The following is a 13,118-nucleotide window of genomic DNA, read 5'->3' as shown; positions in this document are numbered from 1 at the left end:
CGAAAAGCGTGTCCGTTTGACATACCCAGGCAGGTGCAGCAAGAGCTATGGCGCGACTCGTGACGGGACCCCACCGCCGAAGCCTCGCGCTAAGTGCGGCTGAGGGACGGCTCGCCTTCGGCTTCGCTGGCCGTCAGGGGGTCCTGCTTCTTGCGCTTGAGGCTTGGCTTCGGGATGTCGCCTCGTCTTACGAGGATGATCCACGCGGTGATCGTCACCAGCATCGACACGGCGCCGCCGATGATGATCGGTGCTCGGCCGTTGATCTCGCCCAGCCACCCCATCAGCGGGCCGCCCACGGGGTTCCCGCCCAGGAACACCAGCATGTAGATGCCCATCACGCGGCCGCGCATCTCCGGCTCGACGGCCAGTTGGATGGTGGCGTTGGCGGTGGTGTTGAACGTCATCATCGCGACGCCCACCGGGATCATCATCAGACCGGTGAGCAGCATCGTCGGCATCATCCCGGAGATGATCTCCAGCACGCCGAACACCACGCCTGAGCCGATGAACACGGTCATCTTGGGCGTCTTCCGCTTGGCCGCCAAAGTCGCGCCCGCCAAGGTGCCCACGGCAATCAGCGTGGACAGGAGGCCGTAGGCGTCGGCGTCGCCGCCGAAGACGTTGCGGGCCATGATCGCCAGCGTCATGTAGAAGTTCATGCCGAACGTGGCGATGAAGAACACCAGCAGCATGACCGTCATCAGGTCCGGGCGGCCGCGGACGTACCGCAGGCCGGACAGAAGCTGGCCCTTCTCGCGGGGCAGGGGGTCGGAGCGCAGCAGTTGCGCTGTCCTCATCAGCCAGATGCCGCCCACCACGCCCACGAAGCTGATGGCGTTGGCCAGGAACACCCAACCCGTGCCGATGGCCACGATCGTCACGCCCGCGATGGCCGGGCCGATGATGCGGGCCAGGTTGAACATCATCGAGTTGATCGCCACGGCGTTGGTCAGCTGGTCGCGGCCGACCATCTCGACGACGAAGGACTGCCGCACGGGCGTTTCGACGGCGGAGAAGGCGCCCAAAAGCAAACACAACAGGTAGACGTGCCACAGCTCGACGACCCCGAAGACGTCGAGCAGACCCAGGGCCAGCGCGCAGAGGCCCAGTGCGGACTCCAGCCAGAGCAGGAGTTTGCGCTTGTCCATGCGGTCGGCCAGGACGCCGCCCCACATCGAGAGCAGCAGGACCGGGAGGAACTGGAGGGAGGCGGCGAAGCCGAGAGCGATGGGGGAGCCGTTGGACAACTCCAGGACCAGCCAGTCCTGGGCCACGCGCTGCATCCACACGCCGACCAGCGAGATGATCTGGCCGGAGGCGTACAGGCGATAGTTGTATATGCCTAACGATCCGAACATTCCGGTACGACGAGGTGGCGAACTGTCTGCTCCACCACCCGCGTAACCCGACACGTTCTTACTGACCCGCCATCCTGTCGATGATGTCGGAGGCCCGTGTCAGCAGTTCCCGTTCCTCCGGGTCCAGCTCGGCCAGCCGCTTGTCCAGCCACGCTTCGCGGGCCGTGATCTCGTCTTCCAGGTACGACAAGCCTTCGCTCGTGAGCTCGACGATGGCTTGACGGCCGTCGGTGGGGTGCGGGCTGCGCGTGGCGAACCCGAACTCCTCCAAGGCGGCTATCACGCGCGTCATCGACGGCGGCTGCACGCCTTCCTTGGCTGCCAGTTCGCCTGGGGTCAGCGGTCCGCACTTGTGCAGAGTGGACAGCGCTGACACCTGCGTGAGCGACACCGACGAGTTGGTGCGCTGTGCCCGCAGGCGACGGTTGAGGCGAACGACGGCAAGCCTCAGCCTGCTCGCCAGTCCGTGCTGATCGGTCGCCACGTAGTTAGCATACCTCACGAAATAGTTTCCTGCCGAAAGGTCAGCTCAGCAGGGCCTGGATCGGTCCCAACGAGAAGTAGACGACGAAAGCGGCCGCCACGATCCACATCAGGACGTGAATTTCGCGGGCCTTGCCAGTCAGGGCCTTGAGCAGCACGTAGCTGACGAAGCCCGCGCCGATGCCGTTGGCGATCGAGTACGTGAACGGCATGACGACGATCGTGAGGAACGCCGGCAGGGCGATGGTGAAGTCGGTGAAGTCGATCTCACGGACCTGCATCATCATCAACGCGCCGACGATGACCAACGCCGGTGCGGCCGCTTCGATCGGCACGACCTCGTAGAGCGGCGTGAAGAACATCGCCAGCAGGAACAACACACCGGTCACGACGTTGGCGAGGCCGGTTCGCGCGCCCTCCGCGATGCCGGACGCCGATTCGATGTAGACGGTGTTGGACGAGCTCGACGCGGCACCACCGGCGACGGCGCCGAGGCCGTCCACGAACAACGCCTTGCTGACGTTCGGCAGCTGGCCGTCCTTGTCGATCAGGCCGCCTTCCTTGCCGAGGCCCGTCATGGTGCCGACGGTGTCGAAGAAGTCGGTCAGGACCAGGGTGAAGACGATGAGGGCCGCGGCCAGTGCCGGGATCCGCGTCCACGCGCCGAACGACACCTCGCCGAGCAGGCTGAGGTCCGGAATTCCGAAGACCTGGTCGGGCAGCGCGGGGTAGCCGAGGTTCCAGCCCTTGGCGTTGACGCCCGCCGACGGCCCGGCCTTGACCAGCGCCTCGAGCACGATCGCGAAGATCGCGGTGGCGACGATGCCGATGAGGATCGCGCCCTTGACCCGGCGCGCGAACAGCACGCCCGTCAGCACCAGGCCGACGACGAACACCAGGGTCGGCCAGCTCGCGATCGACCCGTTGATGCCGAGCCCGACCGGCACGGTGGTGTTGGCGGCGTCCGGCAGGCGGCGGACGAACCCGGCGTCCACGAGGCCGATGAAGCAGATGAACAGACCGATGCCGACGGCGATCGCGGCCTTGAGCTCATTTGGCACGGCGTTGAACACGGCGGTCCGCACGCCCGTGACGACCAGCAGCAACACCACGAGACCGTTGACCAGAATGAGGCCCATCGCCTCGGGCCAGGTGACCTTGGCGGCGACGCTGACGGCGACGAACGAGTTGATGCCGAGGCCCGTGGCCAGCGCGAACGGGTAGTTGGCGATCAGTCCGAAGAGGATGGTCATGACACCGGCGACCAGCGCCGTCACCGCCGCGACCTGCCCGACGGGAAGGATGTTGCCGAGCACGTCGGGGTGCGAACCGGGGCCCGTCGGCGCGAAGCTGCCGATGATCAGCGGGTTCAGCACGACGATGTAGGCCATCGTGAAGAAGGTCACGACGCCACCGCGGACCTCGCGCGCCACGGTCGACCCGCGCTCGGAAATCTTGAAGAACCCGTCCAGCATCTGGTCTCCTAACGATGTGTCCGAACGCGACTCCACTCCACCGCACCCGCCGGCGCTGCCGCACAGGCTGGCAGACCCCGTGCCCGTCGTGCTGGGTGGTACCGCGCTGTGGTTCCTCGGGTTTCTGGTCGTGGTGATCTTCGACCGCGAGAACAGCACGCTGCTCTGGACGACCCTGTCCGGCGGTCTGCTCGGGATCATCGGGTACGGAGTCTTCTACTGGCAACGCCGGGCAGCGAGGCGAGGGTCACGAGGGGCTCAGCAGGGCCTCGAAGACGCGTAGCCGCCCGTGGTCCTCGTCGCCGACTGGGTCCGCCTGCTGATCGTCTGCGTAGTCTTCGTCGCCGCCGCGGCCGCGATCACCCGCTACAGCGGCCTCACCAGCCCGAAACCGTTCCTCGGCGCCGCCGCCAGGGCCGTCCTGCAGCTCGCGGCCGTCTCGGCGGTGATCACGTTCGTGCTGACCCACCTGGGCCTCACGTGGGCGTTCCTCGTCGTGATGGCCGTGGTCGCGACGGCGACATCCGCGAGTCGGACGGGCACCGGCCGCAAGGGCTTCTGGGTAGCCGCGGCGATCCTCGTGGGCACCGTGCCGGCGCTCGGGCTGCTGCTCGCCATCGGCCTGCTGCCGGTCCAGGGCATCGCGCTGATCCCGATCGGCGGCATCCTCATCGGCGGTGCGATGACCGCCACCACGTTGTCTGCCCGCAGGGCCCTCGACTCGTTGCACGAGCGGTACGGCGAGTACGAGGCCGCACGGGCGTTGGGCTTCCACGAACGCGATGCGGTCTGCCTGATCATCCGGAAGCCGGCCGCCGAGGCGTTGATCCCGGCGCTCGACCAGACCAGGACGGTCGGGCTGGTCACCCTTCCGGGTGCTTTCGTCGGCATGCTGCTCGGCGGTGCGCCGGTGTGGCAGGCCGGTGCCCTCCAGATCGTGGTGCTCCTGGCCCTGCTGGCGGTCGAAGCGGCCGCCGTGGCGACCGTGGTCGAGCTGGTCGCGAGACGCCTGATCAGGAGGACTTCCCAAGGAAGCGAAGTTAGGCTAACCTAAGTCTCGTCGCTTCGTGGTGGGAGCGGCAGTCAGTTCGGGAACGGACGAGGCCCCCCTCTGGGCAGAGGGGGGCCTCGTCGTATTCGGCAGCGGGGGCTTGTCGGAGCATCCACCGCCGAAGCATCAGTGCCGCACCATCAAGGCCTGAACATCAGGGCAGCAGCAGGCCGTTCTGGCCGCCGCGCGCCGCCTCGAAGCGGGCCGAGACGTCCTCCCAGTTGACGACGTTCCACAGCGCCGAGATGTAGTCGGCCTTCAGGTTGCGGTACTGCAGGTAGTACGCGTGCTCCCAGATGTCGAACGCGAGCAGCGGCGTGACCGCGATCGACAGGTTCGAGTGGTGGTCCTTCAGCTGCAGCGTGATCAGCTTCTGCGCGATCGGCTCCCAGGCGAGGATGCCCCAGCCGGAACCCTGGATCGACGACGCCGCGGCGTTGAGCTGGCCGCGGAACTTGTCGAACGAGCCGAAGTGCTCGTCGATGGCCGCCGCGAGCTCGCCGACCGGCTTGTCGCCGCCGTTGGGCGAGAGGTTCTTCCACCACACCTGGTGCAGCGCGTGGCCTGCCAGGTGGAACGCCAGCGTGGTCTCCAGGCCGACGATCGAACCGAAGGACTCCTTGTCGCGAGCCTCCGCGATCTGCTCGATCGTGTCGTTCGCGCCCTTGACGTACGCGGCGTGGTGCTTGCCGTGGTGCAGCTCGTTGATCTCACCGATGATCGCCGGCTCGAGGTCGCCGTAGTCGTAGTCGAGATCCGGCAGCACGTACTGGCCCATGACAACTCCTGCAATCTCTTGGTACTTGCAACTTACTAGCAATAAGGGTGAGTAAACCAGTTGCGCGCGTCCGTAGCGTCGTAGGCGTGTCCGTGCTGACAGCCAGGAATATTTCGCTGTCGTTCGGTCCGAGGACCGTGATCTCGGAGGTTGATTTCGATGTTTCGCCTGGTGACCGCGTAGGCCTGATCGCGCCCAACGGCGTCGGCAAGTCCACGTTGCTCCGTCTGCTCTCCGGTGAGCTGCAACCGGAATCCGGATCTGTCTCGAGCACCGGAACCGTTGCGCACCTGACGCAGGAGACCCTCCACGTTGGTGGAGAGTCGCTCCGCGACCACCTCGCCCGCCGCACCGGCGTCGCCGAGGCCGAGCAGTGGCTGCAACGCGAGGCCGAAGCCCTCGCGGACGGTGGCGGCGACGGGTACTCCGACGCCTTCGACCACTGGACCGCCATCGGTGCCGGTGACTTCGACGAACGCGCCGAGGTCGTCTGCCAGCGCCTCGGCCTGCCCGCCGACCTGCTCGACGGCAGGGCGCCGGACGAGTTGTCCGGTGGCCAGCAAGCACGGCTGCGACTGGCGGCCGTGCTGCTCACCCGTGCCGACGTGCTGCTGCTGGACGAACCGACCAACGACCTCGACACGGCCGGGCTCACGCTGCTGGAGTCCCACGTCACCGGCTACCAGGGCGCGATCGTGCTGGTCAGCCACGACCGGGAGTTCCTCGCGCGCACCACGACCGCGATCGCCGAACTCGACGAGTTCAGCCACAAGATCACCGTGTTCGGTGGCGGCTGGGACGCCTACGTCGAGGAGAGGGCGAACGCGGACCGGCGCGCGCACGAGGAGTACGAGGCGTACGAGACCAAGCGCACCGAACTCACCCAGCGCAGCCGCCAGGTGAAGGAGTGGTCGCGCAAGGGCGTCCGCCGGGCCAAGAGCGCCAAGATGCTCAACGACGAACCCGACCGCAACGTCCGCGCCGGCCACAAGCGCGGTGCCGAGAGCCTGACCGCCAAAGCGTCCGTTGTGGAGCGTGAACTCGCGCGGCTCGACGAGGTCGAGGAACCGCGCGAGGCCTGGGAACTCCGGCTCACCCTGCCGTCCGCCGGACGGGGCAGCGCGATCGCTTTCACGTTGCGCGGGGCCGTGGTCAGCCGCGGCGACGTCACGCTCGGGCCGATCGACCTCACGATCGGCGCGGGCGAGCGGTGGCGGATCTCCGGTCCGAACGGCGCGGGCAAGTCGACGTTGCTCGGCGCGTTGCTCGGCCGGATCCCGTTGCAGGAAGGCGACAGGTCCATCGGGCCGGGTGTCGTCGTCGGCGAGGTGGATCAGCTGCGGGCCGAGTTCGCGAGCGACGCCAGCGCGTTGCGGATCGTGGCGGACGCGACGGGTCTGCAGGACGTGGAGGTGCGCACGCTGCTGGCGAAGTTCCGGCTCGGCGCCGACGCGGTGCTGCGACCGGCCCGCGACCTCTCACCGGGCGAACGCACCCGCGCCGGCTTGGCGTTGCTCCAAGCCCGCGGCACGACCTGTTTGGTGCTCGACGAACCGACCAACCACCTCGACCTGCCGGCCATCGAACAGCTCGAACAGGCCTTGGAAACCTACGAAGGAACGTTGCTGCTGGTCACGCACGACCGGCGGCTCGCTTCGGCCGTGCGGGTGGATCATGAGATGGACGTCCTCGACCTTCTCACGTTTCCTCGTGTGAAGGGTGGAAGATATGACGCATGACCACCGAGGAGGACTGGCCGGTCGAACAGACCTGGTCGATGCGCAACACCCACTGGCACGCCTATGTGGAGCACACGTCACTCGATCACGCCTCTCCTCGGCAGGTTCGGCTCGAACGCACCCCTGAGGAAGTCCTGACGTCGCCGGCCGAGGTCGCCGCGTGGCTGGAGGTCAACCTCCGCAGCGCGACGCGGCCGGAGGAGACGGGCAAGAAGCGGGTCAAGGACGAGCGTGACTTCACGGACTCCAACCGCGTGCACGCCTCGCTGGCGTCCCGCGGCGAGTCGATCTACACGGGAGTGAAGGGCGAGCTGACGCTGGCGGTCGAGGCCGTCACGCCGGACGAGTGCCGGACCTCCCACGACGGTGCGGACGTCGCCCCGCTGAAGTCGGGCCGCCGCCGCTAGATTGACCCCCGGACATCATGCTCTGGGGGGAGTTTTCCGATGACACGTCTGCTTTCTGTTTTAGGCGCGCTCGCGTTGGTAGGTGCCGTTGTCGCGGTGGTGGTGTGGCAACGGCCTGAGGCGGAGACTCCGCCTTCGCCCGAGAACCTGACGATCCTGTACGCCGACGGGTCGAAGTTGTGGAGCAGCAAGGGGGACGCCCAGCCGACCTCGCTCGTCACCCAGGTGCTGACCGAGTTGGGACAGCAGGCTTCTCTCGACCCCGACCAGCTCCGCCGCGTCGGCGGGGTCGTGCGCACGACGATCGACCCGAAGGTCCAGCTCGCCGCGACCTCTGCGGTCGACGCGACGTCACGGGCTCAGGCACCGTCGCTGCGGTACTCGCTCACGGCCGTCGATCCCGCCACCGGTGGTGTGCGCGCGTACGTGCCCGGCGGGCAGCGCGACGGTGAACCCGACCGCACCGACTACGCGGGCGGAGTGCTCAAGCAGCCGGGGACGTCCTTCTTCCCCCTCGACGTCGTCGCCGGGATGAAGGAGGGTGTGCAGCTCGACACCGTGCTCGACGGCCGGGAGCGCAAGATCGCCGGGGTGCACGTCTCGGACGGTGGCAGGTGTGGTGAACGCTGCACGGTGCGCGAGGCCCTCGCCAAGTCGAGCGGTGTCGTCATGTTCGACGTGGTCGCCAACCGGACCGGTGTGCAGGGCGTCAGGACCGCGGCGCACCAGGCCGGAGTGCCGAAGTCCGTCCCCGTCGACGGCGACACGAAACTGTTCGTCGGCCCGGAAGGGGGGGCTGCCGAACGCGGAGATCGCACTCGGCGCCGATCCGGCGGCCATGCGCCCGTTGGACCTGACGACGGTGTACGCGACGTTCGCCGCGGGCGGCGTGCAGCACCGGACCCACTTCGTCACCGAGGTGTCCGACGACGCCGGCAACCAGCTGTACCGGGTCACCGAGAGCACGACGTCCGCGTTCGACCCGGACATCGCCGTGAGCCGGGAGATCTCGTCCCGGATCACCGGTGTGCTGAAGGAGAACACGGCCTGCCCCGGCGCGGTGTGCCACGCCACCCACTACCAGGACGCGACCGGGCTGAAGTCGCACGCCTGGGCCACCGGGTACACGGACCGGCTGGCGATCACCGTGCTGGTCACCACCCCGGCCCCCGCGGCGCCCGAGGTGAAGGCGACGATCGAGGCCGCCGGTCTGCCCCAGAGCATCTGGCAAGCGTTTGCCGCGACGGCCTGAGGGCTGGACGGCACCGCTAGATTCGAAACCCTGGGGGAGTTTCACGCTGGGGGTTCGATGAAGCGGTTCCTGCCCGTGCTGGGCGCGCTGGTCCTTCTCGTCGCGATCGTCGGAGCCGTTGTGTGGCAACGACCTGACTCGTCCCCGGAGGCCATCGCCGCCGGGGACGTCGTGGTGCAGCACGCGGACGGCTCGCTGCTGTGGCGGTCAGGGCAGCCGGAGACACCGCTGGTCGGGCAGGTGCTGCGCGAGCTGGTGGCCGTCGGGACACCGCTCGACCGCCTGCGGGAGGCCGGGGGCGCGCTGGTGGTCACGACGATCGACGCCAAGGCGCAGACCGGTGCGACGGAGGTGGTCCGGCAGCTGACGTCCGGACGTCCGGCGTCGATCACGGCGATCGACCCGTCGACGGGCGGCGTGCGGGCGTACGTGCCGGGCACTGATCCCGCCGCGGACTACGCGGGCGGCGTCGTGCGGGAGGCCGGTGCGGCGGCGCGGCCGTTCGGGTCGGTGGTGTTGATGCGAGCGGCCGGGGTGCCGGAGCGCGCCCAGGTCGACGGCCGGGACACGGAGCTGCTCGGCACCGAGGCGGCGTTGCTGAGGCCGTTGGACGTCGCGACCGCCTACGCGACCGTCGGAGCCGACGGCGTGCACCACGCCACGCACTTCGTCACGCACGTGACGGAGGCGGGTGGCAACACGCTGTACCGGGCGGCGACCGGCGGCAAGCCCGCGCTGGGTACGGATCCCGGGCGCAGCAAGGAGTTCGCGGCTCGGGTGAACGAGGAGCTGCGGGCCGATCCGCTGTGCGGGAACACCCCGGACGCGGCGTGCCTTCCCGTCGAGGTGAAGGACGGGGACGTGGTCCGGCACGCCTGGATGATCGGCTACACGCCGCGGCTCGCGGTCGTCGTGTTCGTGGGCGGGGAGTCCAGGCCCGACGTGCAGGGCAGGCCGGTCACGGGGACGGGCCTGCCCAACGACGTGTTGCTGGCCTTCCAGGAGAAGCTGATGGCGTGGTGACCGCGGGCCTCAGCCCACGTGCCACGTGTGCACGGGCTCGCCCGCGTGCATCAGCTCCATGTACCGCTTGAGCATGCCGGACAGGGCGGCCTCCCTCGACAGGCCCCGTTCCTCCAGCAGTGCAACGGTTTCCCGCTGCCACGACGATCCCGTGCGCCGCGCGAGGCAGCGCTGCTCGATCACGCCGAGATAGCGTTCGCGGGCCTCGTCGGAGACACCGCAGTCGCGCAGGCCGTCGTGCGCCATCGGCAGCAGGCGGCGCAGCACCAGCTCGTCCGGCGGGATCCAGCCGATGCCCGGCCAGTACAGCTGGGCGTTCATGCCGTGCCGTGCGCCGGTGTAGAGGTTCTCCTCCGCCGCCTGGAACGACATCTGCGTCCACAGTGGACGTTCCTGCGAGGTGAGCGCGCGCTGGGCGCCGTAGAAGAACGCGGCGTTGGCCATCGTGTCGAGCACCGTGGGCCCGGCGGGCAGGACCCGGTTCTCGACGCGCAGGTGCGGCACCCCGTCGACGACGTCGTAGACGGGCCGGTTCCAGCGCCAGATCGTGCCGTTGTGCAGCCGCAGCTCGGAAAGTCGAGGCGCACCACCGGCTTCGAGGACCTCCAACGGGTCTTCGTCGTCGGTTTCCGGCAGCAGACTGGGGAAGTAGCGCACGTTCTCCTCGAACAGGTCGAAGATCGACGTGATCCACCGTTCACCGAACCACACGCGCGGCCGGACACCCTGGTTCTTGAGCTCGTCCGGGCGGGTGTCGGTGGCCTGCTCGAACAGCGGGATGCGGGTCTCGTGCCAGAGCGCCTTGCCCAGCAGGAAAGCCGAGTTCGCGGCGATCGCGACCTGCACGCCGGCGAGGCACTGGGCGGCGTTCCAGTGCGCGGCGAAGTGCGTCGGCTCGACCTGCAGGTGCAGCTGCACCGAGGTGCACGCGGCCTCCGGCAGGATCGACTCGGCGTAGCTCAGCAGCTTCTCCGGCGTCTTGCCCGGCATCGCCGGGCCTTCCATGTGCAGCACCATCTCCTCGCCACGAGCCTTGAAGATGGTGTCGTTGAGCAGCGCGTACCGCGGCGCCTCGGAGAGCCACTTGCGGTCGAAGTGCCGCTCCCGCAACGTGGGCAGCACCCCGATCATGGCGAGGTTGGCGCCGACGTCGTTCGCCTTGGAGTCCGCGTTGTCGAGCGACTGCCTGAGTTCTTCCTCCAGGCCGAGCATCTCGCCCCCCGCGAGCTCACGAGGGGGAACGTTGATCTCCAGGTTCTGCTGACCCAGTTCCAGCGTGTAGGACGGGTCGTCGATCTTCTCCAGCACCTCCGAGTTCGCCATCGCCGGCCGCATCGCGTCGTCGACGAGGTTCAACTCGATTTCGAGCCCCATCTGCCGACGGGGAAAGGAAAACGTGTCTTCGGCCAGCATCGTGGCCAGTGCGTCGAGACTCCGCTGCATCTTCTCCCGATAACGCTGGCGGTCGTCTCTGGTGAAAGTGCGGCTGGACACTTCACTTCCCATGCCGCTACCCCTTCGCTCGGCGCCGGTGGGCGCGGGCCAGGCGGAACGCCCAACGTGACACAGCGGAAACCTCCTTTACATCGCCCAAATCGGTGCTCTCTGTCACGTCGAGGTAACAACCAGCGATCATCCGCTGGTCGGGCGTGCGCGGTTCCGCCCTCCGGACTACCTCGCCTGTTCCACTCCGGCCAGGATGCGAAACTTCCGGCGTGGCAGACGTGATCGAGATCAACGACCCGGCCGACCCCCGGCTGGACGACTTCCGCGACCTCTCGACGGCCGACCGCAGGCCGGACCGACCGGGAGGACGAGGCCTGGTCATCGCCGAGGGCGTGGTAGTCGTGGAACGTCTGCTGGCGTCGCCCTACCCCGTGCGCGGGCTGCTCGGGGTGCGCCGCCGAATCGAGGCTCTCGACCTTTCTGACCTGGACGTTCCCGCCTACGTGACGTCAGCAGAGGTTATGACGTCGGTCGTAGGTTTCCACTTGAACCGGGGTGTACTGGCAGCCGCAGACCGGGCGCCGGCGGTGTCGTTCGACGAGTTGGTGTCAGGTGCTACTCGGCTCGCGGTGCTGGAGGGCGTGGGGGATCACGAGAACCTCGGATCGATCTTCCGCAACGCCGCCGCGCTGGGCGTGGACGGGGTTCTGCTGGGGCCTGGGTGCAGCGATCCGCTCTACCGCCGCAGCGTGCGCGTCTCGATGGGGCACGTGCTGCGCGTGCCGTTCGCTACCACGGATGAGTGGCCCGCGGCGCTGAACCTGTTGCGGCAAAAGGGTTACACGGTTGCCGCTCTGACGCCCCGGGAGTCCGCGCTGCATCTTGCAGATGCGGGTTTGCGCGGACGCCGGGTCGCCGTGCTGCTGGGGTCCGAGGGGCCGGGGCTGACCGACGAGGCCATTTCTTGCGCTGACCTGGCGGTGCGGATTCCCATGTCGTCAGGGGTGGATTCGCTGAACGTGGCCACGGCCGGGGCCGTGGCGTTCTACGCGTTGCTCTGAGTTCTAGAGCAGGGTCAGGATCAGGGAGAGCCAGGCCACCAGGACTCCCGTCACGACGCCGTACGCGACCCAGCGCCACACCGGGACCCTGCGGCCCAGCCAGACGCTCGGGGCCAGGCCGCCGACCACGAGGACGTTCGCCACGAGCGCCAGCCAGCGGCTCGTCTCGCCGAGACCCAGGGAGAGCGACACGACCGTCACCGTGACGATGGCCGCGGTGATGAGGCTGACCGTCAGGCCGGTGCCCCACGGGGTCGGTTCGGGTTCCTGCTCCGGGGCGGGGTCCTGGTCGTAGGTCGGTTCTTCGGGCTGTTCCGGGGCGTCGACGCTCACCAGTTCGCCGCTCACCGGGTCGGTGTAGCTGACCTGGGAGTTCATCACCGTGGCGATGCGGATCGCGAGTTGCTTGCCGCGGCGGGCGATCAGGGCGTTCGCGACGCCGTCCTGCGGGGTCTCGGTGCGGGTGACCGCTTCGGCCACCTTCGCCCACTCGTGGAGGGCTTCGGCCAGGTCGGCGCCCAGGGGCAGGCTGTGCGGGTCGACCTCGCGTTCGCCGGACTCGTCTTCGCCGGCGAGCACGGCGCGGCCGTCCCGGACTCGCAACTCCACTGGGCCCTCCTGGGGTCTTGTCGCGTTCGTCGCAGAACCTATCGGACGGTGGTGGGCTGCGGTTCCAGCGTGGTCGCGTCGGGTGCAAAGACAACTGCGGACGAGCCGGGTCATTTCATCGCCGCTTCGCGTCGATAGGGATTGGGGCTTGACTTCGGGGCCCTTGCGAGGCGCTGGTCGGCCGGAAAGGCCGGGCTGAAAAGCGCCCGGCCGAGCCACGAGTGGTAGCACCTCGCACCCAAAGTCAAGCCCCAATCCCACACGTAGGTGGCTGGGTTTGAGCAGGTACGTCACCGAAACCGCTTTGACAGAGCCAAGAAGAGTGTCGGCTCGCCTTCGGCATTGCGTGGGGCGGGCGGAGTGTTTTGAGCCAAGAGCTAAGGACGCCTCGCCTAATGAGTGGTGGGCCGGTCGTCTGGCAGGCTCGGTGTGG

At 68.2% G+C, this 13,118-nt stretch carries 14 protein-coding genes; 7 read left to right on the top strand and 7 right to left on the bottom strand.

The annotated features are described in order from the left end of the window. Positions 1-89: 89 nt before the first annotated feature. Genes JNUCC0626_RS30125 through JNUCC0626_RS30115 form a run of 3 tightly spaced genes read right to left on the bottom strand, consistent with a single transcriptional unit; the run spans position 90 to position 3,319 of the window. Entirely contained in the window at positions 90-1,361 is a 1,272-nt protein-coding gene (locus JNUCC0626_RS30125; RefSeq protein WP_394614115.1) for an MFS transporter, read from the bottom strand. 58 nt (positions 1,362-1,419) lie between these two features. Continuing rightward, a complete protein-coding gene (locus JNUCC0626_RS30120) occupies positions 1,420-1,845 on the bottom strand; it encodes a MarR family winged helix-turn-helix transcriptional regulator (protein ID WP_394614114.1) in 426 nt (141 codons plus the stop codon). A gap of 40 nt (positions 1,846-1,885) precedes the next feature. Beyond that, complete coding sequence (locus JNUCC0626_RS30115; protein WP_394614113.1) at positions 1,886-3,319, bottom strand: NCS2 family permease; 1,434 nt, start codon at positions 3,317-3,319, stop codon at positions 1,886-1,888. A 16-nt stretch (positions 3,320-3,335) separates the two neighbouring features. Here JNUCC0626_RS30115 and JNUCC0626_RS30110 point away from each other — a divergent pair, with 16 nt between their 5' ends. Continuing rightward, positions 3,336-3,602: a DUF2530 domain-containing protein gene (locus JNUCC0626_RS30110; protein WP_394614112.1), complete on the top strand. Its 267-nt coding sequence runs from the start codon at positions 3,336-3,338 to the stop codon at positions 3,600-3,602. Between the two features lie 6 nt (positions 3,603-3,608). Further along, positions 3,609-4,373 carry an ABC transporter permease gene (locus JNUCC0626_RS30105; protein WP_394614111.1) on the top strand — a complete coding sequence of 255 codons (765 nt, stop codon included), beginning with the start codon at positions 3,609-3,611 and terminating at the stop codon, positions 4,371-4,373. 151 nt (positions 4,374-4,524) lie between these two features. On the opposite strand, the gene JNUCC0626_RS30100 is transcribed toward JNUCC0626_RS30105, so the two are convergent. After that, positions 4,525-5,148 carry a superoxide dismutase gene (locus JNUCC0626_RS30100; protein ID WP_382442737.1) on the bottom strand — a complete coding sequence of 208 codons (624 nt, stop codon included), beginning with the start codon at positions 5,146-5,148 and terminating at the stop codon, positions 4,525-4,527. An 86-nt stretch (positions 5,149-5,234) separates the two neighbouring features. On the opposite strand from JNUCC0626_RS30100, the gene JNUCC0626_RS30095 reads away from it, so the two are divergent. After that, complete coding sequence (locus tag JNUCC0626_RS30095; protein WP_394614110.1) at positions 5,235-6,887, top strand: ABC-F family ATP-binding cassette domain-containing protein; 1,653 nt, start codon at positions 5,235-5,237, stop codon at positions 6,885-6,887. Then, positions 6,884-7,294 carry a hypothetical protein gene (locus tag JNUCC0626_RS30090; protein WP_045312902.1) on the top strand — a complete coding sequence of 137 codons (411 nt, stop codon included), beginning with the start codon at positions 6,884-6,886 and terminating at the stop codon, positions 7,292-7,294. Before JNUCC0626_RS30095 ends, JNUCC0626_RS30090 begins: the two co-directional genes overlap by 4 nt. Before the next feature lie 351 nt (positions 7,295-7,645). On the opposite strand, the gene JNUCC0626_RS30085 is transcribed toward JNUCC0626_RS30090, so the two are convergent. Continuing rightward, on the bottom strand, positions 7,646-7,891 hold the full coding sequence (locus JNUCC0626_RS30085) for a hypothetical protein (protein WP_394614109.1): 246 nt from the start codon (positions 7,889-7,891) through the stop codon (positions 7,646-7,648). A gap of 241 nt (positions 7,892-8,132) precedes the next feature. On the opposite strand from JNUCC0626_RS30085, the gene JNUCC0626_RS30080 reads away from it, so the two are divergent. Further along, positions 8,133-8,546: a hypothetical protein gene (locus tag JNUCC0626_RS30080; protein ID WP_394614108.1), complete on the top strand. Its 414-nt coding sequence runs from the start codon at positions 8,133-8,135 to the stop codon at positions 8,544-8,546. A gap of 57 nt (positions 8,547-8,603) precedes the next feature. Further along, complete coding sequence (locus JNUCC0626_RS30075; protein ID WP_394614107.1) at positions 8,604-9,569, top strand: hypothetical protein; 966 nt, start codon at positions 8,604-8,606, stop codon at positions 9,567-9,569. Between the two features lie 9 nt (positions 9,570-9,578). Here the strand turns inward: JNUCC0626_RS30075 and JNUCC0626_RS30070 are convergent, their stop codons facing one another. Continuing rightward, positions 9,579-11,075, bottom strand: coding sequence for a glutamate--cysteine ligase (locus JNUCC0626_RS30070; RefSeq protein ID WP_394614106.1), 1,497 nt, complete (start codon positions 11,073-11,075; stop codon positions 9,579-9,581). 209 nt (positions 11,076-11,284) lie between these two features. On the opposite strand from JNUCC0626_RS30070, the gene JNUCC0626_RS30065 reads away from it, so the two are divergent. Further along, positions 11,285-12,076, top strand: coding sequence for a TrmH family RNA methyltransferase (locus tag JNUCC0626_RS30065; RefSeq protein ID WP_394614105.1), 792 nt, complete (start codon positions 11,285-11,287; stop codon positions 12,074-12,076). Positions 12,077-12,079: 3 nt separating this feature from the next. On the opposite strand, the gene JNUCC0626_RS30060 is transcribed toward JNUCC0626_RS30065, so the two are convergent. Further along, positions 12,080-12,685 (bottom strand): DUF2537 domain-containing protein, encoded by a 606-nt coding sequence (locus JNUCC0626_RS30060; RefSeq protein ID WP_394614104.1) that lies wholly within the window; start codon positions 12,683-12,685, stop codon positions 12,080-12,082. Positions 12,686-13,118 lie beyond the last annotated feature (433 nt).

Origin of the sequence: Lentzea sp. JNUCC 0626 (genome assembly GCF_043632865.1) — a bacterium.
GTDB lineage: Bacteria > Actinomycetota > Actinomycetes > Mycobacteriales > Pseudonocardiaceae > Lentzea.
This window is presented reverse-complemented; position numbering and strand designations above follow the sequence as displayed.

Coding starts and splice junctions, on each gene's coding strand:
- JNUCC0626_RS30125 (WP_394614115.1), bottom strand. CDS start 1,361: ATGTTCGGATCGTTAGGCATATACAACTATCGCCTGTACGCCTCCGGC.
- JNUCC0626_RS30115 (WP_394614113.1), bottom strand. CDS start 3,319: ATGCTGGACGGGTTCTTCAAGATTTCCGAGCGCGGGTCGACCGTGGCG.
- JNUCC0626_RS30100 (WP_382442737.1), bottom strand. CDS start 5,148: ATGGGCCAGTACGTGCTGCCGGATCTCGACTACGACTACGGCGACCTC.
- JNUCC0626_RS30090 (WP_045312902.1), top strand. CDS start 6,884: ATGACCACCGAGGAGGACTGGCCGGTCGAACAGACCTGGTCGATGCGC.
- JNUCC0626_RS30080 (WP_394614108.1), top strand. CDS start 8,133: ATGCGCCCGTTGGACCTGACGACGGTGTACGCGACGTTCGCCGCGGGC.
- JNUCC0626_RS30075 (WP_394614107.1), top strand. CDS start 8,604: ATGAAGCGGTTCCTGCCCGTGCTGGGCGCGCTGGTCCTTCTCGTCGCG.
- JNUCC0626_RS30070 (WP_394614106.1), bottom strand. CDS start 11,075: ATGGGAAGTGAAGTGTCCAGCCGCACTTTCACCAGAGACGACCGCCAG.